Origin of the sequence: Flavobacterium sp. PL11, assembly GCF_035985025.1 — a bacterium.
Classification (GTDB): domain Bacteria; phylum Bacteroidota; class Bacteroidia; order Flavobacteriales; family Flavobacteriaceae; genus Flavobacterium.
In genome coordinates this window covers 71,464-93,587 of the sequence record NZ_JAXCIA010000012.1, presented here as the reverse complement: position 1 = coordinate 93,587, position 22,124 = coordinate 71,464, and the positions used below count along the sequence as shown (strand labels likewise).

The 22,124-nt window shown below is 32.7% G+C and carries 22 protein-coding genes and 1 tRNA gene; 8 read left to right on the top strand and 15 right to left on the bottom strand.

Annotation, left to right across the window (positions count from 1 at the left end):
- Positions 1-48 precede the first annotated feature (48 nt).
- The 5 genes from RCH18_RS08390 to RCH18_RS08370 form a co-directional block, all read right to left on the bottom strand.
- Positions 49-447: an NUDIX hydrolase gene (locus RCH18_RS08390; RefSeq protein WP_326936304.1), complete on the bottom strand. Its 399-nt coding sequence runs from the start codon at positions 445-447 to the stop codon at positions 49-51.
- Positions 448-487: 40 nt separating this feature from the next.
- Positions 488-1,360, bottom strand: a complete 873-nt coding sequence (locus RCH18_RS08385) for a cation diffusion facilitator family transporter (protein ID WP_326936303.1) — start codon at positions 1,358-1,360, stop codon at positions 488-490.
- A gap of 112 nt (positions 1,361-1,472) precedes the next feature.
- Positions 1,473-2,783 (bottom strand): UDP-N-acetylglucosamine 1-carboxyvinyltransferase, encoded by a 1,311-nt coding sequence (gene murA, locus RCH18_RS08380; protein WP_326936302.1) that lies wholly within the window; start codon positions 2,781-2,783, stop codon positions 1,473-1,475.
- 62 nt (positions 2,784-2,845) lie between these two features.
- A complete protein-coding gene (locus tag RCH18_RS08375; protein WP_326936301.1) occupies positions 2,846-3,571 on the bottom strand; it encodes a DUF4290 domain-containing protein in 726 nt (241 codons plus the stop codon).
- Between the two features lie 89 nt (positions 3,572-3,660).
- The gene (locus RCH18_RS08370) at positions 3,661-3,945 is read right to left on the bottom strand and encodes a DUF493 family protein (RefSeq protein ID WP_326936300.1); all 285 of its coding nucleotides are present in this window, start codon (positions 3,943-3,945) and stop codon (positions 3,661-3,663) included.
- A gap of 145 nt (positions 3,946-4,090) precedes the next feature.
- Here RCH18_RS08370 and RCH18_RS08365 point away from each other — a divergent pair, with 145 nt between their 5' ends.
- From RCH18_RS08365 to RCH18_RS08345, 5 genes are all read left to right on the top strand, one after another.
- Positions 4,091-4,630, top strand: a complete 540-nt coding sequence (locus tag RCH18_RS08365) for an ATP-binding protein (RefSeq protein WP_326936299.1) — start codon at positions 4,091-4,093, stop codon at positions 4,628-4,630.
- Positions 4,631-4,686: 56 nt separating this feature from the next.
- Positions 4,687-6,582, top strand: a complete 1,896-nt coding sequence (locus tag RCH18_RS08360) for a RecQ family ATP-dependent DNA helicase (protein WP_326936298.1) — start codon at positions 4,687-4,689, stop codon at positions 6,580-6,582.
- Complete coding sequence (gene fmt, locus RCH18_RS08355) at positions 6,582-7,529, top strand: methionyl-tRNA formyltransferase (protein ID WP_326936297.1); 948 nt, start codon at positions 6,582-6,584, stop codon at positions 7,527-7,529. The genes RCH18_RS08360 and fmt overlap by 1 nt, the downstream gene beginning before the upstream one ends.
- Before the next feature lie 177 nt (positions 7,530-7,706).
- Positions 7,707-7,979, top strand: coding sequence for an HU family DNA-binding protein (locus RCH18_RS08350; protein WP_326936296.1), 273 nt, complete (start codon positions 7,707-7,709; stop codon positions 7,977-7,979).
- Between the two features lie 119 nt (positions 7,980-8,098).
- Positions 8,099-8,659: a YqgE/AlgH family protein gene (locus RCH18_RS08345; protein ID WP_326936295.1), complete on the top strand. Its 561-nt coding sequence runs from the start codon at positions 8,099-8,101 to the stop codon at positions 8,657-8,659.
- Here RCH18_RS08345 and RCH18_RS08340 read toward each other — a convergent pair.
- Positions 8,656-9,495: an aminotransferase class IV gene (locus RCH18_RS08340; RefSeq protein ID WP_326936294.1), complete on the bottom strand. Its 840-nt coding sequence runs from the start codon at positions 9,493-9,495 to the stop codon at positions 8,656-8,658. The two genes, RCH18_RS08345 and RCH18_RS08340, sit on opposite strands and share 4 nt — an antisense overlap.
- A 54-nt stretch (positions 9,496-9,549) precedes the next feature.
- Positions 9,550-9,942 (bottom strand): START-like domain-containing protein, encoded by a 393-nt coding sequence (locus RCH18_RS08335; protein ID WP_326936293.1) that lies wholly within the window; start codon positions 9,940-9,942, stop codon positions 9,550-9,552.
- Between the two features lie 151 nt (positions 9,943-10,093).
- Here RCH18_RS08335 and RCH18_RS08330 point away from each other — a divergent pair.
- From RCH18_RS08330 to RCH18_RS08320, 3 genes are all read left to right on the top strand, one after another.
- A tRNA-Met gene (locus tag RCH18_RS08330) sits at positions 10,094-10,167 on the top strand.
- A 53-nt stretch (positions 10,168-10,220) separates the two neighbouring features.
- Positions 10,221-11,585, top strand: a complete 1,365-nt coding sequence (locus RCH18_RS08325) for a tyrosine-type recombinase/integrase (RefSeq protein ID WP_326936292.1) — start codon at positions 10,221-10,223, stop codon at positions 11,583-11,585.
- A gap of 61 nt (positions 11,586-11,646) precedes the next feature.
- Entirely contained in the window at positions 11,647-11,919 is a 273-nt protein-coding gene (locus RCH18_RS08320) for a hypothetical protein (RefSeq protein ID WP_326936291.1), read from the top strand.
- 8 nt (positions 11,920-11,927) lie between these two features.
- Here the strand turns inward: RCH18_RS08320 and RCH18_RS08315 are convergent, their stop codons facing one another.
- The 8 genes from RCH18_RS08315 to RCH18_RS08280 form a co-directional block, all read right to left on the bottom strand.
- Positions 11,928-12,620, bottom strand: a complete 693-nt coding sequence (locus RCH18_RS08315; protein ID WP_326936290.1) for a M48 family metallopeptidase — start codon at positions 12,618-12,620, stop codon at positions 11,928-11,930.
- 2 nt (positions 12,621-12,622) lie between these two features.
- Positions 12,623-15,781: a type I restriction endonuclease subunit R gene (locus RCH18_RS08310; protein WP_326936289.1), complete on the bottom strand. Its 3,159-nt coding sequence runs from the start codon at positions 15,779-15,781 to the stop codon at positions 12,623-12,625.
- Positions 15,782-15,798: 17 nt separating this feature from the next.
- Positions 15,799-16,356: an SLATT domain-containing protein gene (locus RCH18_RS08305; protein WP_326936288.1), complete on the bottom strand. Its 558-nt coding sequence runs from the start codon at positions 16,354-16,356 to the stop codon at positions 15,799-15,801.
- A gap of 15 nt (positions 16,357-16,371) precedes the next feature.
- Positions 16,372-17,676: a nucleotide-binding domain-containing protein gene (locus RCH18_RS08300; protein ID WP_326936287.1), complete on the bottom strand. Its 1,305-nt coding sequence runs from the start codon at positions 17,674-17,676 to the stop codon at positions 16,372-16,374.
- Between the two features lie 22 nt (positions 17,677-17,698).
- Complete coding sequence (locus RCH18_RS08295; RefSeq protein ID WP_326936286.1) at positions 17,699-18,952, bottom strand: restriction endonuclease subunit S; 1,254 nt, start codon at positions 18,950-18,952, stop codon at positions 17,699-17,701.
- 134 nt (positions 18,953-19,086) lie between these two features.
- Positions 19,087-19,944, bottom strand: a complete 858-nt coding sequence (gene dinD / locus RCH18_RS08290; protein ID WP_326936285.1) for a DNA damage-inducible protein D — start codon at positions 19,942-19,944, stop codon at positions 19,087-19,089.
- Positions 19,945-19,957: 13 nt separating this feature from the next.
- Complete coding sequence (locus RCH18_RS08285) at positions 19,958-21,481, bottom strand: type I restriction-modification system subunit M (protein ID WP_326936284.1); 1,524 nt, start codon at positions 21,479-21,481, stop codon at positions 19,958-19,960.
- Positions 21,478-22,038, bottom strand: a complete 561-nt coding sequence (locus RCH18_RS08280) for a restriction endonuclease subunit S (protein ID WP_326936283.1) — start codon at positions 22,036-22,038, stop codon at positions 21,478-21,480. Before RCH18_RS08280 ends, RCH18_RS08285 begins: the two co-directional genes overlap by 4 nt.
- Positions 22,039-22,124: the final 86 nt, after the last annotated feature.

The window sequence follows — 22,124 nt, the reverse complement described above, 5'->3', positions numbered from 1 at the left end:
TGAAGTTGGTAATTGAAATCAAGAGATTAATTAAAAAAATGGCTTTTACTAAATTAACAAACCTTTTTCTTTGAGGTATTTAAAAATCAATTTATCAACAGCTGAGACTTTGTCTTTATCTGAATAAGTTAGCCACTTAAACTCTTCAATTTCTGAACATGCCTTTAGTTCTCCTAGGTACGTAGCAGAGTAACAACTCATTTTTACAATAACATCTTCTGAATGTCCGTGCGCTTGAGCCTCAAAAACACCAATATAATTCAATGAATTTTTGTCTAGAAATACATCTAGCTCTTCGTTAATTTCTCTAATTAAAGCTTGTTCATCAGTTTCATTATTTTCCCTTTTACCGCCTGGAATATAAAATTTATCCTTTCCAAAACTTTTTGTAGAAAGTATAGTTTTATCTTTTAATTCTATCCAAGCTAATTTATCAATTACTTTCATCAGAAGACACAATTAAAATTTTACTACCATTATATTTTAGCTATTCTTCATTTGGCTCAATGTGAATCAATACATTTCCAAGTGCAGGAATTTTCTCAAGCAAACGATCTTTTAGTTTATGAGCTAAGTCATGTCCTTCTTTTACAGTAATAGTAGAATTAACAGTTGCATGTAAATCAACATGAAATTGCATACCTACTTTTCTAATCAAGCATTTCTCAGTATTTAAAATTCCGTTTACTTGAACTGAAACTACTCTAATTTGAGCAATTAAATCGTCATATAAATGTTCATCCATTATTTCGCCTAAAGCGGGTCGGAAGATTTTATAACTATTATAAACGATAAAACCTGAGGCGAAAAGTGCAGCCCAATCATCAGCTGCTTCATAACCATTACCTAAAAATAAGGCTATCGAGATTCCAATAAAAGCAGCCACAGATGTTATTGCATCACTGCGATGGTGCCACGCATCGGCTTTTAAGGACGAACTATTCGTTTGAATACTTCTTTTCATTACAACTCTATATGAATATTCTTTCCAAATAATTATAGCTCCTAGAACAATTAACGTCCATGGTTTTGGTAATAAATGCGGGGTCAATATATTTAAAACACTATTATAAGCGATGACTATTGCCGACGTAATAAGAAAACCTACAACAAGAAAAGTTATCAGTGGCTCCGCCCTTCCATGTCCATAAGGGTGGTTTTCATCAGGTGGCCTATTGGAATATTTTATCCCAAATAACACTAAAAATGATGCAAAGATATCAGATGTCGATTCAATTGCATCTGCGATTAGCGCATAAGAATTTCCAAAAAATCCAGCTAGACCTTTTATGATAGCCAGAACTGTATTTCCAATGATACTAAAATAAGTAGCGTTAATTGCTGTTTTTTCGCTTGACATTTATTTTATTTATAGAGTATTAAAAATAAAAACGTTTAAATAAACCTGAAATGATTTTTAAACTAAATCAATTTTGGTTTATTTAAACGAAATTTTAAATGATTGCTGCTAATTATTCCCGCACAATATGAGCGCCAATAGCTCTTAAACGTTCATCTATCCGCTCATATCCACGATCAATTTGTTCGATATTTTGAATTGTACTTGTACCTTTTGCGGAAAGCGCTGCAATTAATAATGAGATACCCGCACGAATATCTGGCGATGACATAGTTGTAGCTTTTAACTGTGATTCGAAGTTATGTCCCATTACAACGGCTCGATGCGGATCACATAATAATATTTTGGCACCCATATCAATCAATTTATCTACAAAAAATAATCTGCTTTCAAACATTTTTTGATGAATGAGCACATCACCTTTAGCTTGTGATGCAACAACAAGAACGATACTTAATAAATCTGGCGTAAAGCCTGGCCATGGTGCATCAGCAATGGTAAGAATAGAACCATCAATATCAGTTTTTACTTGGTACCCGTCAACGTGAGCAGGAATATATATATCATCTCCTTTTCGTTCTAACGTAATTCCTAATTTTCTAAAGGTATTAGGGATCAAACCAAGATTATCCCAACTTACATTTTTAATAGTTATCTCTGATTTTGTCATAGCAGCTAGACCAATCCAGCTTCCTATTTCGATCATATCAGGAAGAATTCGGTGTACACATCCACCTAAATTTTGGACGCCTTCAATTGTCAATAAGTTTGAACCAACACCTAAAATTTTGGCGCCCATAGCATTTAGCATCTTACACAATTGTTGTAAATACGGTTCGCATGCTGCATTATAAACGGTAGTGATTCCTTTAGCCAATACTGCTGCCATAACAATATTAGCTGTTCCAGTAACTGATGCTTCGTCTAATAACATATTAGCGCCAGTTAATCCTTTAGGTGCTTCTACACCGTAAAAATGATCTTCTTTATTGTACCTGAATTTAGCACCTAGATTGATAAATCCTTCAAAGTGAGTATCTAATCTTCTACGACCTATTTTGTCGCCACCTGGTTTTGGAATATAACCTTTTCCAAAACGCGCTAGTAATGGACCAACAATCATTATTGAACCTCTTAAAGAACCACCTTCTTTCTTGAAAGCTTCGGTTTCTAAATAGTTCATATTTACTTCATCAGCTTGAAAAGTATAAGAACCATGACCCGTTTTTTCAATTTTAACGCCCAAATTTCCTAAAAGAGTAATCAATTTATTAACATCAATAATATCAGGAATATTAGTAATAATCACTTTTTTAGGCGTCAAAAGTACAGCACATACTATTTGTAAAGCTTCGTTTTTAGCTCCTTGAGGCGTGATTTCTCCTTTAAGGCTGATGCCTCCTTCTATTTTAAAAACTCCCATTCTGTTTTAAGTTATAGTTTACAGGGATAGAATTACAAAATAATTCCTTACCAATAACAATTTTATAAAGATTTTCTATTTTGATTTTTGTGAACTGGATTTGCTTTACCTGGCTTTATATTTTTATTACTTAAAATTTTAGGTTGACCAGCAGGTATTATTTTATTAGAAACTCGTTTATTGGTCCTTAATAAATCAGTGGTATTAAGTAACTCTTCCTCGCTTTGAATTAAATTTAATTTTCCATCTGATAATTCGTATAAATGTTCAAAAATCACATCGTCTTTTACAGTGTCTTTATTCCAACTCAAATAGGACTTTTTCATGTGATTTGCGATCACTTTTACTAAAGCGTTTTTCATCTCACCATCATCCCATTTATTGGCCACATCAATCATATATTTGATGTTGTTGCCATAAAATCGATATTTAGGAAAATTTTGTGGATATTGCAGTACATCTGGTTTAAGTTGCAAAACCTCGCGTGAAGGAATAGGATATGGAGAATCAGCAATTAATTTAAAATCAGACATAATAAAGAGTTGATCCCATAATTTATGTTGAAAATCAGGAACGTCTCTTAAATGAGGATTTAAACTTCCCATTACTTGAATGATATATTTTGCAGCCTTATTGCGTTCTATATCATCTTCAATTTGAGTAGCCTGGTCAATTAATTTCTGTAAATGACGACCATATTCTGGAATAATCAGATGTGAACGCTCGGCATTGTATTCTAAGTGATGAACAACATCATTTGAGTTTTCTTTTATGTATTTAGAATTCATATTGCAATATATGTTTTTAAAATTTTAATGATAAGAGTCTCAACATTAGTATTCAATCGAGAACATCATTAAAAATTATCTTTTATAGTTTAAAGGGAAATAATTCCTTCAATAGTAGAAACTTCTAAGTATTTATCCACTATTTCTTGTGAGCCTTTCATTGTAACATCCACGGATATACTAGTGTATTTTCCTGTTTTAGATTTTTTAGTATTGATAACTGCACCCATACAATCAAAAGCGTTTTCAATTTGTGCCACATTATTATTTACTGTAGGTACGATAAATTTAAATAAATAAATCGTTGGCCAAGTGTTACTCATGTCCAACTCTACTTTTAATCTCTCGTAGAATTCTTTCGTCTTTTGATCCATCGTTAATTTAAAATAAAGACAAAGATACAGTTTCAAAAGCAAAATATGAATTTTGATTTTTTTTTTTTGGCTGAACTGATTTAGAAGGATTGATTTTTCGGTTTACCAATAAATTAAAGTAAATTTGCGCCTTATTTTCCAAATAGTGCAAAAACAAATTATAGTTATCATTGGCGGTCCAGGAACAGGTAAAACCACAATCATAGATGGGCTAATCGAGAAAGGACATTGTTGTTACCCTGAAATATCGAGAGAAGTAACACTAGAAGCTAAGAAACAAGGGATTGAACAATTATTTCTTGAAAAACCATTATTGTTTAGTGAATTACTACTTGAAGGAAGGAAAAAGCAGTATCAAAATGCGACAGTTGAAGCACATGAAATAGTCTTTATTGACCGTGGAATTCCCGATGTTTTAGCCTATATGCACTACATTGGCGATAGTTATCCTTCCACTTTTGATAATGCTTGCCGAGAACACACCTATTCAAAAATTTTTATACTTCCTCCTTGGGAAGAAATTTATATTAGCGACGATGCGCGTTATGAAAATTTTGAACAAGCTAAATTAATCTATTCGCATCTTGTGGAAACGTATCAAAATTATGGCTATAATTTAATAGAAGTGCCAAAAGACACGATGGATAACAGAATTCTTTTTATCTTAGATGAAATTTCTAAATAAGTTGCTATTACTATTTTTAATTGAAACTCTTTTTATGGAATTGAAAACTGGAATCTATGCCACAAGCGTTAGCACTACTTCAAAAATATTGGAAACACAATAAATTTAGATCACTCCAAAGCGAAATAATTAGTTCGGTTTTAAGCGGTCAGGACACTTTTGCTTTGATGCCAACTGGAGGTGGAAAATCTGTTTGCTTCCAAATTCCTGCCTTAATCAATGATGGGATTTGCTTGGTGATTTCACCCTTAGTTGCATTGATGAAAGATCAAGTAGCTAATTTGCAACAGCGAAATATAAAAGCAATTGCACTTACTGGAGGAATTCGGTCCGAGGAAATTATTGATTTACTGGATAATTGCCAATTTGGAAATTATAAATTTCTTTATCTATCACCAGAACGGTTACAGTCTGATTGGATTTTGGATCGAATAAAATCGTTGCCCATCAACTTAATAACCATTGATGAAGCGCATTGCGTTTCGCAATGGGGACATGATTTTAGGCCTGCTTATTTAAAAATCTCCACACTTAAAGAACATTTTCCAAAAACCCCTTTTCTTGCTTTGACTGCCACAGCTACTGAAAGAGTAAAAATGGATATCATAAAAGAATTAGGATTACATCAACCTAAAATATTTGAGAAATCCTTTGCAAGAGAAAATATCGCTTATATGGTTTTTGAAATCGAAGATAAAATTTTTAGAATAGAACAAATTTTGAAGAAAAATCCTGAACCTTCTATTATTTATGTTCGTAACAGAAAGTCGTGCCTAGATCTTTCATCACAATTACAAGCATTAGGATTTAAAGCAACCTACTATCACGGCGGACTTTCGTCCAAAGAGAAAGATAAAAACATGCAATCCTGGATGAATGAAGAAGTTCAAGTTATTGTAGCTACTAATGCTTTTGGAATGGGAATTGACAAACCCAATGTTAGAACAGTAATTCATATTCAATTACCAGAAAACATGGAGAATTACTACCAAGAAGCTGGTAGAGCAGGTCGAAATGGTGAAAGAGCTTTTGCAATACTTTTAAGTAGTCCATCAGATATTATACAAGCTAAAAATCAGTTCATAACGGTTTTACCAGATAAAAAGTTTTTGAATTTGATGTATATAAAGCTCAATAATTATTTCCAGATCGCTTATGGTGAAGGAATTAATGAACAGTTTACTTTTAATTTACATCATTTTTGTTTGCGGTATGAATTTCCAACTCTAAAAACGTATCACGCTTTACAATTTTTAGATCGGCAAGGAATTATCACTTTATCTCAGGAGTTTTCAGAGAAAATAACGATCCAGTTTTTAATACCCTCAAAAGAAGTAATTAGATATATAAGTTTGAATCCAAATGATCAAGAAATCATACTTGCTATTTTACGTACTTATCCTGGAATTTACGAAATGCAAACTGCGTTTAATATACAGTTGATTTCAAAAAAATCACATCATAGGGAATCAGAAGTTGTAACTATATTAGAAAAATTAAAAGATAAAGGAATTATCGATTATCATTCAAAAAATAACGATGCAACAATAATTTTTAACGAAGTACGAGAAGATGAGCGAACTATTAACCGGGTTTCCAAACATTTAGAAAATCAAAATCAGCTAAAAAAAGATCATTTACAAGCCGTTGTAGCGTATGTGGATGAAAAGTCAATTTGCAAAAATAAATTAATTTTGAAATATTTTGGTGAAATAGTAACTACTGATTGCGGTATTTGTTCGTTTTGTATAACTAAAAAAATTAAGAAAAAAGATGTATCTCTACTTTCCAATGAAATCATCAAATTACTCGAAAATGAAGATTTAAACTCAAGAGATATTCAAAACAAGACCAAAAACAATCCAGAGGAAGTTATCTTTGTACTACAAGAACTGTTAGAAAATAATTTTATTTTGGTTAAACCAAATAATAAATACACCCTCAAGATATAATGGAAAAATTACGAATTGTTTTTATGGGAACCCCAGAATTTGCGGTAGGAATTATAGAAACTATAATTAAAAATAACTATCAAGTCGTTGGCGTCATTACTGCAGCAGACAAACCAGCTGGTCGTGGCCAAAAAATCAAGTTCTCCGCGGTAAAAGAATTTGCAATAGCAAATCAGTTAACTTTATTACAGCCAACAAATTTAAAAGACGAAAGTTTTTTAGAGGAATTAAAAGCGTTGAATGCTAATTTACAAATAGTAGTAGCTTTTAGAATGTTACCAAAAGTAGTGTGGGAGATGCCATCGTTAGGAACTTTTAACCTCCATGCATCGCTGCTTCCTAATTATCGCGGCGCAGCTCCTATTAATTGGGCGATTATCAATGGAGAAACAAAAACTGGTGTTACCACCTTTTTTATTGATGATAAAATCGACACTGGTGCAATGATTTTGAGTTCAGAATTAGCAATAGATCAGACTGAAAATGCAGGACATTTACACGACCGATTAATGAATTTAGGAAGTGAAACTGTTATTGAAACTTTAAAATTAATTGAAAAAGGTTCAGTTAATACCTCTATCCAACAGGATCACAGTAAAATTAAGACTGCTTATAAACTGAATAGAGAGAATTGCAAAATTGATTGGACAAAATCAGCTGTTGAAATCCACAACTTAATACGGGGACTGTCTCCATATCCAGCAGCATGGTGTTACTTTGAGGATAAAGACGAAAAATGGAATGTGAAAATATATGATTCTACAATAAATTTAGAAGAACATAATACAATGATTGGAAGTTTAATTTGCACCAAAAAAGAATTGAAAATTGCTGTGAGAGATGGATTTATTGCAATTCATCATTTGCAATTTCCAGGGAAAAAGAAAATGAATACTGCTGAATTATTAAATGGAATTAAATTTTCTGATCAGTCAATTGCATCTTAAAGTCAATAAAACCGTATCGATTATACTTAATTGTAAATTAATCTACGTTTTATCAACAAATAAAATAAGTTATTAACAAAATAAATTAAATTAACATAAAACATTTGCAAGGAACGTAATTCCTACTAAATTTGTGTAGGACAATATTGTATAACCAACAATTAATAACTATATATTATGAACAAATCAGAATTAATCGATGCTATGGCTGCTGATGCAGGTATAACCAAGGCTGCAGCAAAACTAGCTTTAGAGTCAGTTTTAGGAAACATAGGTGAGACTTTGAAAAAAGGTGGAAGAGTATCTTTAGTAGGTTTCGGATCTTGGTCTGTATCTGCTAGAGCGGCTAGAGATGGTAGAAATCCTCAAACAGGAGACACGATAAAAATTGCTGCTAAAAATGTAGTGAAATTTAAAGCAGGTGCAGATTTAGAGGGTACTGTGAATTAATACAAGTAGTACATCTAATATAATTAAAACCTTCCATTTGGAAGGTTTTTTTGTACGTTTTATCGATTATATTTGGTAATGCAATAATAAAAAACTTAAATTTATTAAAAATTAAAGTGATGATTAAAGATAAATTACAAAAAGGATACTTATTAATTTCAGAGCCTACAATAATAGGTGATATTTCTTTCAATAGGTCAGTTATACTACTTGCAGATTATAATGAAGAAGGGTCTGTGGGTTTTATAATTAATAAACCTTTAAAATATACTATTCATGACTTGATTCCTGAAATTGATGCTCGATTTAAAATTTACAATGGTGGACCCGTTGAGCAAGACAATCTTTATTTTATTCACAATATTCCCGAACTTATACCAAACAGCATTGAAATCTCTAATGGGATCTACTGGGGAGGCGATTTTGAATCAACTAAACAACTTATCAATAAAGGCGAAATAAATAATGATAATATTCGCTTTTTTTTAGGATATACAGGATGGCACGAGAAACAATTAGAAAGTGAAATGGATAGCCATTCTTGGATTATCAACTCCAATAGGCATAAAAATAAAATAATTGGTAAATCAGCGACTCACTTTTGGAAAGAGCAAATTAAAGAATTAGGTGGTGATTACCTTATTTGGCTAAATGCGCCAGAAAACCCTTACCTGAATTAGATGGCAGCAATTATATCATTTAATTTTGCTAATAATGCTACTGATGTTTTAGTTACAAAACTTTTTTTGCGATATTGTGTTATTGGTTGTATCCCTTTTATAACGTTAGTAATAAATAATTCGTCTGCTTTTTGAAGATCAAATGGAGAAATTATAGCTTCTACTACCTCTAAATTTTCATTTTTTTTTGCTAAAAGAATTATTTGCTTTCTCATTATTCCATTGAGACAACCTTCAGACACTGGTGGCGTTATTAATTTATTGTCCATTAGCATAAAAATATTTCCTTGCAATGCTTCTACTACATTTTTACTTTCATTTAATAAAAGACAATTGTCTAAACCATTTTCTGAAGCATAGATACTTGCAGTGATATTGATGATTTTGTTAGTCGTTTTGATTGATGATAGCAGCTGTTTTGTAATATAAAAATCTTTATACAGATCGACCTCATAACTATTATTTTCAATTAAATAGTCCTTGCTATCCAATCCAACTGCATTAATTAAAAAAGAGATCGAATTATTATGAGGTAGATAATAACCTCCACCGTTCCTATAAACAGTAATACGAGCACGAGCAGACTCGGAAATCTTATTTGCACTAACTAAAAGAAGAACTTGCTCTTCAAGAAATTCCATTGTGAAATTCATTGGGATTTCCATTCGCACTACTCGCATAGAGGACATTAATCTAAAATAATGGTCTTCTAGGAAAAGAATTTTATTATTTATTATTTTTAAAGTTTCAAAAACTCCATCACCGTATAAGAAAGCTCGGTTATTTGATAGTCCAGCAACGTCTTGAGACGTAATAATTCCATTATAATTAATCATATAAAAAGCCCTAAATAATATTTAGAGCAAATATAGGTATAATATCGAAATTTATTATACTGATCCTATTAGATGTTTTAAATCTGAAATTTGATTTTCCCATAATAGTGTAGCTTCTTCAATTTCATCTTGCTCGGCAAAATCTACAACCATCAAAGAAACATCTTTGGTTAATTCGTCTACTAAAATATGTAATTCAAAAAAATATTCGGTGTCCTTCCCTTTATCGTCAACCCATTTGAATTTCACCTTTTCGCCTGCCTTTTTTGAAGCTAACCTGGCCTTCTCTTCAGAATCATCCCAAATAAAGGTATAAAATTCACCACGTGAATTTACATTATCAGCAAACCATTCAGACAAGCCCGATGGAGTTGATATGTATTGATACAATAATTGAGGCGAAGAATTTATAGGAAACTCGATTTCGTAACGTACTTTCTGATCCATGAGCTGCGTTTAATTTTTCCGAAATATATAGAATATAACTACAAGAAAAAAGCATTTGTAAAAATATTTTTTTTTCTTTCAAATATGTTTGCACGCATTAATATAAGTTCTATATTTGCACCCGCATTCAGGGCCTTATTCCTGGAAGTTTGGCGAGGTAGCTCAGTCGGTTAGAGCGCAGGATTCATAACCCTGAGGTCACGGGTTCAACTCCCGTCTTCGCTACAAGATTTTTATCAATAGAACAGCGGTTTCGTGTACACGAAACCGCTTTTTTTATGCAATCAATTTCACTACTTTTACGTGCCGTACACGTTTCCGTACACGATTTGCCTATGAAACCTAACTATTCTGATCCAAAGATCTACACTGGAGGAATCCAAATTTCACAGTGGAATAAGCTCTCAAAAGTTGAGCAAAATCAAGCTCTTTCAAAAGAGTGGTACGTGTATTATTCGTTTAGAGATCCCAAAACAAATAAAAAGGTTCGACAGCCTAATATAAAAGGAGGAGCAAACTATCATAAATCTAAAAATGAAAGATTACTTTTCTTAGAATCCCTACAAAGAAACTTACTTAATTTATTAAAAAAAGGTTTTAATCCTTTTCAAGATAATACAGAACTTAAAAATGAACTTTTTGGAATTATTGAGAGTGATCAAGTAAAAAATATAAGTAAAGAAGCTGAAATATTTATAACACCTACTAAAATTATTGTTGAAACTCCTTTACTCGAAACAACTCCTGAGATGAGTATTCGAGAAGCCTTCGAGTTTGGATTAAAGATTAAAGCCAAAGTCATAAACAAAACTTCCTACAGTGGGTTGCAAGGAAGGGTCAACCGATTTTTGAAATGGCTAGATTTAAACAATAGCTCTACAAATGGAATTTCAACGCTAGACAAAAAAACTATTATCGAATATTTGAATTTAGTTTTAGAGAATACAAGTGCCCGAAATAGAAATAATACTCGTATCGATTTAAGCTCAGTGACACAAGTGTTAGTTGATAATGAAATCATTAAAGACAATATTGTAAAAACAATCAACACATTAAAATCTACTCCTGAAAGAAATAAAACCTATTCTAATACTCAAGAAGTTGACATAATAAATTATTTAGAAGCTAATGATAAAATATTGCTTCTATTTATCCAATTTATTTCATATAATTATTTACGACCAGTTGAAGTGTGTAGACTAAAAATTGGGGATTTAGATATAGTTGGAAAAAAGTTATTTGTAAAAGCAAAAAACAAAGCTGTCAAAGTAAAAATTATACCGCAAAAAATTATTGATTTATTGCCTGATTTATCAAAAATGAATACTGAACATTTCTTATTTACACCAAATCGAATTGGAGGTGAATGGGATGCGGAAGAAAACAACAGAAGAAATTATTTTTCAAAGCGCTTCAAAGAGGTGAAAACTCATTTTAAATTAGGGGAAGATTATGGACTTTATAGTTTTAGACATACTTCAATCACAAATCTCTATAAGGAATTAAACAAAACTTTGACTCCCTTTGAAACCAAAAGTACTTTAATGCAAATTACTGGCCATCAAACTATGGAGTCGCTTGAAAAATACCTACGAGATATTGATGCTGCTTTACCTGCAGATTATTCTCATTTGTTGAAATAATTCGAATTATAATACAATAAACCTTTATCTTAGCTACACAACGAAATAATACTAAATTATTATGACAACAATTAATATTGGCGCTGATGAATTGATTCTATGGCTACGTAAAAACAATAAGGCAGTTGGTAAAAACACTCCAGACTTGGGAGCAAAAATACTTGTTCTTATAGAAAGTTTAGGTGGCACAAAATTATCTGAAATCCAATGCAGATGGGAACGTTCTGCGTATGCAGATGGAGTTGATAAATTAGACCTTCCTAAAACTGCAACTCAGTACTCAATTAAAAGCAATCAAATTGGTCTACTTTATGAAACATTAAACAATTGGTAAAGTTGATTTTAACCAAACCCCTCCAACTTCTTTTTCCAACGCTCCCACAACGGGTTTTCTTTGGCCTGTAAATCAAAAAACTTTTGTGTATGGTTGTGGTGTACCAAATGGCAAAGTTCATGGATAATAACATACTCAATACAGCCTTTTGGTGTTTTGATTAATTCAGGGTTTAAGATAATCTTACCTTCTGGAGTACAACTTCCCCAACGGGTTTTCATTTCTTGAATATAGATTCCAGTTGGTTCTACATTGTATTTTTTGAACTTTTCGATAATCGGTTCTGCAATGAGTTGAAATTTTTCTTTGGCTTTGATGCGATACCAATCATTTAGCAACTCTTTGGCTTTGTTTTTATTTTTGGTATTGATCTGAATGTAGCGTCCTTTGTAATGCACTTCATTCTTTTTGTCTTCAATGATTTCAATTCGGTATTGCTTTCCTAGATAAAAATGAGATTCGCCTGTTGCATATTTTTTGTCGTTGGGTTTGGGATGAAAGGTCAAAAAGAAGTTAAGCTGCTTGATAATCCAAGGTGCTCGCTTTCTAACTTTAGCTTCTATTAACTCTAAAGTGGCTTCTTCGGGTGCTTTTACCACAATTTCCATATCGGGATTGACTGTAATACCTAACGTCTTACGTTTTGTATACAATATTGTATACGTTATTTCCTTAGAGCCAAAATTGATTGTATACCACATATTTATTTATAAATTGATCTAGCAATTTCAAGACATTTCTCAGCCATTTCATCAGCCTCCTCTATTGAAATATGTAATTCATCAATTAGATACTCCCCAATGTAGAAAGTCATTTTTCTAATAATATCAGGTTTTGTACTCCAATCTACTATCAAGTATTGTTTTATAATCTGATCTACCTCCATTGCAAACGGAATGGTATAATCATCTGAAATAAAATCATTCGTTTTTGCTAAACGATAAAACGGAATTACTTTTTCGTTTTGCAAAATAGCTTCTGGAATATCGTCTGATTTTTTACTGATCGCCTGTTCTCTTAACTCCTTCAATCTATTGATCGCTACAACATCTGAAATACGTAATGCACGCAAGTCAGAAATAGTTTCTCGAATTAATTCTGAAAGTTTTTTATAAAAAACGGGGTCTTCATCCATCCTTTCTGAAATATGCTTTGCGGTTCTACTGGCAATAGTTTCTGCTTTAGCACGTGTACCAACAACTTTTTCCAGCTCCTTTTCGAATGCTTTTGCATCCAAAATAGAAACTTGCTCCGTTAATCGAATTACCTCTTCGGTGGTTACATGTTGATCTAACAGTTTTTGTAATTGCTTTTCATATTTCTTAAAATCGATTTTATCCGAATAGGTATTTATAATCGAAATTCTCAACTGCGCATAAAACTTAAAATGAGTTTTATATAGCTCTTTTGTTTTATCAGGAGTATTGTTTTCAAAATCTATAGAAGAAAAAGCTAATTTTAAAATTTTAGCAAACTCTAAAAACTTCTGATAAAAATCTACTCGAATTGCTTCATCATTCAGCAAGGCAGCATAACTACTGATGTCCCATTTATTAGCCACTTGCTTAAAAATAGCGTTCAATTCTGCATGTAACTGTGGTAATTTTGCAATCTCTGTTTTAATATCGGTAAAAGTCCCTGCTAAATCATCATCATCAAACTCGTTGAAATCAGAATACGCATTCATAGCTTCATCTAACTCTCCAATGATTCCTTCATAATCTACAATAAAACCATATTCTTTTCCCTGTGCAACACGATTTACCCTCGCAATAGCCTGCAACAAGGTATGATCACGCAATTTTCGACAAACGTACATGACTACTACTCTCGGTTCATCAAAACCAGTTAATAGCTTATCGATTACTATTAATAATTCTGGATAATCAGTTTTTTTAAACTGACTGATTAAGGATTTATCAAAATCTTTTCCGTGTTTGACTTCCATTTGTCTCCAAAAAGCAACTACTTCATTGCTAGGTTCTCCATGAATATCGTCATTGCCTTCCCGGGTATCTGGAGCAGACATAATCACTTCACTGGTTACTTTGCCAATCAAGTCAAACGCTTTCTTGTATTTGACTGCAGTAGCTTTATCAGGTGTCACTACCATTCCTTTAAAACCACTACGCTCGCCTGTTTTATCTAATCCCCAATTCTGAGTATAGTGATCTGAAATATCTCTGGCAATTTCGTCAATGCGTTGTTCCGTCTTTGAAACCAAATTGGCTCTACTAAATTTCTTTTTCAAATCGACTTTTTCATAATCGCTCAACGGTTCAGAAACGCTATCAAAACCTCGGTCCAATGCTTTTTGATTGACATCTTGTATTGCATGACGGCCTTCATAAATAATGGGCACAATAGCACCATCTTCTACCGCTTCCAAAATAGTATACGCATCAATGATTCCTCCAAATTTTTGAGCGGTACTCTTTTCTTTTTTCATTAACGGTGTACCTGTAAAAGCCAAAAAACAGGCATTAGGCAACACCTTTTGCATCTTTACATTGAAGGTTCCGTATTGTGTTCTATGGCCTTCGTCTATCAATACAAAAATGTTTTCACTCTCTAATGGAGTTGAACCCAATTGATTTACGGCAGCTTCAAATTTATTTACTATAGTAGTTACCACGGCATCACTTTTACTTTGTAAGAGTTCGACCAATTGATTTCCTGTTTTAGCATTGTGTACAGGCACATCTACACTCCTAAAAGTATCTGTAATTTGAGTGTCTAAATCTACACGATCTGTCACTAATATTATTTTTGGATTCCTGATAGTTAAGTATATCTTTCTAGCCAACATTGCCATCGTAAGTGACTTTCCACTTCCTTGAGTGTGCCAAACCACTCCACCGTTTCTTTTTCCTCCCTCGGTAATCTGAATTCTTTTGATGATTTTATTAATAGCAAAAAACTGCTGGTATCGAGCAATTTTCTTGCGGTTACCGCCTTCAAATAAAACAAAATCTTGAATTAAAGCCATCATTCGTTCCGGACGACAAAGAAAATACAAATAGCGATCTTGTTCGCTTACGGCTATTGACTCTTTTTCTTTTAATTCAATAATACGTTGCTCCCACTCTTTTCTGTTTTGGAATAATTTTGTCTTTTGAACAGTACTTAACGGTTGGTTTACTAGATCAGAAATTACTTTTTCATTGGCATCACTTTTCTCCTTCCATGAAGCCCAAAACTCTTCTTTGGTATCGGTAGTTGCATATTTAGCTTGTAATGTTGAAATACTCAGTAACAACTGACTGTAAATATACAAGTGCCTGATCCCGTCTTCCTGTTGGTTGCGGGTATGTTGCGAAATGGCTTCGGTAATGGGTTCTTTTATATCGGGACGTTTGCACTCGATAATAGAAAGCGGAATTCCATTGATAAACAAAACTATATCTGGACGATAATGATCTTTGCTTCCAGTACGCATGACACTAAATTCCTCGGTCACATGAAATACATTGTTCTCCAAGTTTTTCCAGTCAATGTATTGCATGGTAAAACTCTTTTTGTCGCCATCAATACTTTGCTCCAAAGCTTTACCCAGCGTAATCATTTCGTAGATTTTCTTACTGGCAGCAATATAGCCTTCGTTCATCGGAATGTCTTTGAGTGCCTGAATACCGTTTTCGATATTGCCATCACTAAACAAAGCCATTTTAGTTGAACTTACCTGAATACTATTGATTTCATACAATTGTTTTCTTAAAATTGGCTCAAGTAGAACCTGACCTGTTTTATTGCCACGAAGCTCATCTGCTTCTTCGGGTGATAAATAAGTATAACCCAACTTTTGCAGTAACTGCAAGGCTGGTATTTGTGATACTTGGTCTTCTTTGAAGGATGGTGTCATAATTAGTGGCTAAATTTTTAATTTTTTTTCTTCAAAGTTTCAGGTAAAAATTTATCAATTTCCACGTCTGAAATTGTAAATTCCTCATTTTTCTGTAAAGCTATCGAAGCAACTTTATATGCTTTATTTATCGTTTTCGGAGCACCTCTATACGTGTTTACCAATCGTTCATTAATCTTATTTCTTTCTAACTGAAATTCATCCAAATTTTTATTACCAATTCTAATATCAACCAATAATGATAATAACTTCTCTCTAATTTCCAGTATATCTAAAGCTGCTTGTTTATGTCTTTCAGCAAGTGCCAATAAATTATTGTCTTTGAAATATAATGTTAAACATAGCAATAATGTTGAAAACAAAGCCGCAAGAACCTGAAAAACAAACCCTTCATCAAATATTACAACCAATATACTGGTTGTTGTAAATGCTGAAAGTAATATCTCTGTTATTTTTAAACAATCATTTCTCTCTTTTAAAACATCCGCACATTTTTCATGTGTTTTATGAGTATAAACTACTCTTCCGTAGATTTCTCTAATTTGAGATTCTAATAATATTTCTTTTTCACTCATATTTAAATTCTTAATTTATCCAGAAATGGGAACATCTATTGCATCTTTAGCAACTACTTCATTATTTTTTATTATGTAACACTCAACATAATGACCTCCTCTAAATCCAGTTGTTTCATTTTTCTCGCCTTTTCCTGCATCTTTAACAATTTGACCTCTTATACAGTTTCGTTTTATAGCTTCGTTTCCTCTATTAGTTATCTTCCATTTTACCTCGTATGGAAATGGAACATCTATATTTTTTATAAAAAACCTTAATGATTTATTTATCAATAAAGGAAACCTTTTTTGCAAAAACTCTCTTAAATACCCATCTCTGAACCCTTTTTGATTTATTTCACAGTCAATTTCTAAATCATATCTGATATTTACCAAATATGTATTTTCTATTAATTCTTCTGTATTTTCATAATTAAAATTAAGTGCTTTTGCTTCATTAATTTCATTAACATATTTTGGAAAATCGTTTCCATAAATATCTCTCAATTTGTTATGTTTTGTTTGGTCAGATGTAGATTCAATTGCTTCACATGCCAAATCATAAGCTTTTTTAGATTTTCGCCTAAATGATTTTTTTACTTTCACCCTTTGTTTGCTACCTAAAGCGCCATATTCTTTCTGTTCTTTGGGTTGATCATATAAATATTTAAAAAAATCTCTACTCATTTCATCATAGTAAGCAAAGCTTTTGCTGTCAAAATAAGTAGTAGAGTTTAGAAAATTATATGCTAATGTATCAATTAACAAACCTCCCAAACAAACACCATTTTTATTCTTCCATGATCTCGCCATTTTACAAAGTCTTCTAAGGTTTTTGTTTTCATTTGGCTCTGCTTCTAACATTGCATCCATTTCTTTTCTCGGCTTTGTAATTTTCCAAGAACCATTACCATAGGTATCGGGATATTTATAGTCTTGCTCTTCTACTTCAAAAACAGGCTGAACATCTATATGAGTTCCATCAGAAAAATTTACGGTTACAACACACCTATCTATTTTGATATTAGAATCTGAATATGTCTTTGCAATTGCTTTTTTAGTATCTTGTAGTAATTTGGTTTGTCCACCACTTTTATTATAATCATCCCATTTTGATTGAGGAATAAAATATAACATGTCTAAATCTGAAATCCCTTTAATACCACTATATCTGCCATAAGAACCAACCTGCAAACTGTTTGCTATTGTTGATGCTGTATCACGAAAATATTGATTTAAAGATTTGGTTATCCTTCCGTATCTATAAGTTATGGTGTTTGCTGTACTATCAGTAATTTTAATATTACCCAGAAAGTCTTGAAAGGTTTCAGATATTTTCATGTTTTATTTTTGGTTAGCTAATTTAATGTTTCAACCTCTTTTTCCCAGTCAACAAAACCTGCATTAACCCTTTTTTCTGGTCTTTTAGTTGTTGCAATTTATTTTTTAATAATTGTATTTCTTGATCTGCACATTGTAAAATATTAGCGATGGCGGTTTGTTCTTCATATTCTGGAACATCTAGTTTTAAACCAAAAAAATCGCTTGGAGTAACATTCAATAAACCATGTGCTCTTCCTCCTTCATGTGCTATTTTAGTCAAACCTTTATCTAATGAATTTTCTTCGAAAAAATGTTCGAAAAACTCACCTGAGTCAGCAGCTACATCCTTAAGTCTAAAACATATGTAAAGTGTTGTCACAACAGCCTTTTCAAAATCCTTTAATCTTTTCGTAGCTCCCCAAGGATAACCATTTGAATAACTTTTGTTATAACAGAAATCTCCTTTTTTTACTAAAAAATAATTATCTAAAACATCACTAGCCACAATTTTATTAAAATAATCTCCTTGTTTTATAAACCCTCTTTGGGCAGAAATTGTAACAACATTAGTGTTTACTTCAACGTTTTTGGTGACAACTCTATCGAATATATCTTTCAACCTCACTTCCTTCCATTCCCCACTAAACCCTTTTAATCTTTTTTTACCCGAAAGCAATTGTTGCATCAGGGCTTTTTTACGCAATTCTTTTTGGGCAATGATTTGGGTTTGGGTTGCAATGGCTTTGTCCCAAGTAGAAAGACAATTAGCTATGGCGGTTTGTTCTGGGAGTAGTGGTAAAGCAATTGAAATTGAATTTATTATATTTAAATTTAAACCTCCTCTTCCTCCATCACCAGTTGAAAGTTGTCGCAATTCTAAATATCTAAAGTCTAAATTATAATATAGATAATCTTCATAAAACTCTTTTGAAGGCAATATAGCAGCAACAGATTGATTTGTACACAATTCAACCATATTCATTGCTACTGTTCCTCTGGTTTTTCCTTGTCCTGCTAAACCAATTAATATACATTTCTCTGGAATTATCTTTGTACTCGAGTTTTTTAATCCAATATCGGTAATTCTTCCTTCGACATCGTAAATCCTTTTTAAATTTAAATCTCCCGAACTCATCCATTTTATATTACCATTCCAATATTCTAATTTGTGAGTTGACGGAGTTCCTCCAGCAGTTGTTTTGGTGATTTTTCCTATTTTCTTCACTTCCCAATCCTCAGGAATCAAACCTAAAGGAGAGTTTTTGAAGTTGGTTTTATGTTGTGTTGTGTTCATTTGCTTTTATTAATTTAATATGTACAGAAAACTGTTGTTTTCTATACACGTTTTTTTAATAGGTACATAAAAGAGTCTTTTAACGCACACGTTTTTAATTACATGCACACAAAAACGTATTTTTATCTACATATTTATTCTTCTTTCTTTTTGGGAGTTGCAATTTTCTTTTTTTCGCTATTCTCAATTTTCTTAATACTGCCTTCAACTGGCAAATTTTCGGGCATAGTACCTCCTAATTCTTGAATGGTTTTTCGAACTTTTTTACCCACTTCAAAATGGGTTTTATTGGCAGTGGTTTTCTCCTTAACTTTATCACGTAGTAACTTCTCTTCTGTCTGCGTAGCTCGAAAGAGATTGGCTGCCAGTTCTGTACTACCCATGTGATCCAGAATTTGTTGACTTTTCTTCAAGCCTTTTTTGGCATGAATTTCTTTGGCTCCTAATCCACCGTACAATCCCATATAGCCATGATTCTGAAAAATGGCATAATCAAGAGGTTTAATTACTCCTGCATTTTTAGCAGCTTCGGCTAATTGTAAATTGTGCTTTTTTAATTCATCACGCAAAAACAAACGTTTTTCATCTTCGGTAGAGAGACGATTGTAATCGTCCATTTGCTTGATTTCCTGCAAACGAGTTTGAATAGCAAAATAGGTTTGACCTTGTGCAACTACTTCTTTAGATGGATCGGCATTTTGAACAATGAGGTAACAGGCAAAACGGGAAAGTTTTACACTTTTCATTTTTCTCTCTGCACCAGAACCAATAGCAACCATCTCGAGGTAATCCTCGAAATGGTCTACTATATTATATTGACTATTTTTACAAGCTTCTTTAGCACGGTCAATTACAGGAATAAAATGTCTAAACTCAGAGTATTCAAGGATTTTAGATAATTTCCTTGCTCCCCAAAACTCATTTCCATTTTCATCAATTTCTTTTATTTGCTCAAAAATGGTGTCATTTGTGTTTTTTAGCTCTTTTTTCATAATAAACTATACTTTAATCGATTAACACTTTCAAATAATCTTGCATCTGTAATTGCACCTCTTTCAACTCTTCTTCTAGTCTCCCTATTTCAATTTGTACAGCATGAATATCAATCGCTTCCTCTTCTTCAAACGTATCTACATAACGAGGAATATTCAAGTTATAATCATTTTCTATAATAGCATCTACTGTGGCTACAAAACTGTATTTGTCTTCTGCAATTCCGCTTTTTAATTTTCCGTTATGAAAATCATCGTAGGTCGCTACGATTTTGGCTATATCGCTATCTCGTAGTTTGTTTTGGTTTTTACCACTTTCAAAATGTTTACTGGCATCTACAAACAGCACATCAGTATTTTTTCCTTTGTCTTTATTGAAAACCAAAATCGCCGCTGGAATCCCTGTTCCAAAAAACAAATTGGCAGGCAAACCAATGACGGCTTCCAACAAATTATCTTCAATAGTTTTTTGACGAATTTTACCTTCGCTACTTCCTCTAAACAAAACACCGTGAGGAACAACCACACCTGCTTTTCCTGTTTCGTTCAAGGTTTCGATCATGTGACTGATAAAAGCCCAATCACCTTTGCTTTTAGAAGGCACACCACGCCAAAAACGGTTATAGACATCGCTCACCGCCATATCTGCTCCCCATTTATCTAATGAGAAAGGAGGATTAGCGACTACGGTATCAAATTTCATTAACGCATCACCTTCTTTCAATTTTGGGTTTCTAATGGTATCGCCCCAACGAATGGTTGCATTATCAAAACCATGCAGAAACATGTTCATTACCGCCAAAGCCCAAGTACTTCCGTTGGCTTCTTGACCATAAAGTGAAAAATTATTACTTCCAACTTCTCTTCCTGCTTTAATCAATAACGAACCCGATCCACAAGTTGGATCGCAAATTCTCGCACCTGCTTTAGATTTGGTTAACTTCGCTAATAAAGTAGAAACTTCACTTGGCGTGAAAAATTCACCCGCTTTTTTACCTGCATCACCAGCAAAATTAGCAATCAAATATTCATAAGCGTTTCCAATCACATCTTCACGCTCCAAATGGGACGGACTTAAATCGAGTTCGGCAAAATCACCCAATAAATGTTTCAATCGGGTATTTTTATCTTTTACATCACCCAGATTACTACTATTGAAATCAATATTTCTAAATATTCCACTACCATCCTCGCTGCTTAGTTTCTCTCTATTGGCTTCTTCAAGGTCAGCCAATGCAATATTTATTAATTCGCCCACATTCGCTTCACTTCTATGTTCGTACAAATAATCAAAGCTACAATGTTCAGGCACTTGAAAACGCTCCATTTTTAAAGCCCTATCTGTACGTGACTCATCGCCATTATACTTTTGCAAATAATCTGCACGTTTCTCTTTGTTTACATCACTAATGTATTTCAAAAACAACATGGTTAAAATGTAATCTTTGTATTGTGACGGATCAATAATACCTCTAAAGGTATCACAGGCTTTCCAAACGGTTTGGTTAATCTCTTTTTGATTTATTTTGGCACTCATTGTTGTATTGATTTGTATGTTAGTTCGTTTAAATACTCTTGTTTCAGTTTCATTATTTGCAGTTGCAATTGCTTTTCCTTCTCCTGTAAATTTGAGAAGTCTAAAATAGAATTTTGTTTTGACAATGATGGTATTGATATTTCTATTTGTTCCAAAGTGACTTTATTGATAGAAGTAATGGCAGTTCCTGTTGCCAAACTCCAAAGCAGCTTTTGAGTCGTTGAATGATTGAGATACCAAGCTATATATTCTGGAAGTACATTCCGCTCTTGAACCTGCAAAACCAAGAAGGTTGATGAAGCTACAGCTGGTGAATAATAACCATCATAAACCACTGCAAAAAATTCTCGCCCTTTAGCAGCAAAAAGAATATCGCCTTTAGTTAGATAATGTCGCATTAATTTTGGCGACTTACTCAATATAGGATTAAGGTTTTCTACCCATTCTTTGTCAGCATCAAAATCGGTTGACTGGATATAATAGAGGTCTGGATTCGTATCGCCTTTCGCAAATAAACCTGATTTCATCCTTACTATATCGATTAGTTTGTATTTCATAAATTGTTTTAGTACATCTTGTACTTAATTATTTTTTTGTAAATTTAATGAAATTTAATTAAGTTTGACAAAGAAACTAGAGTAAG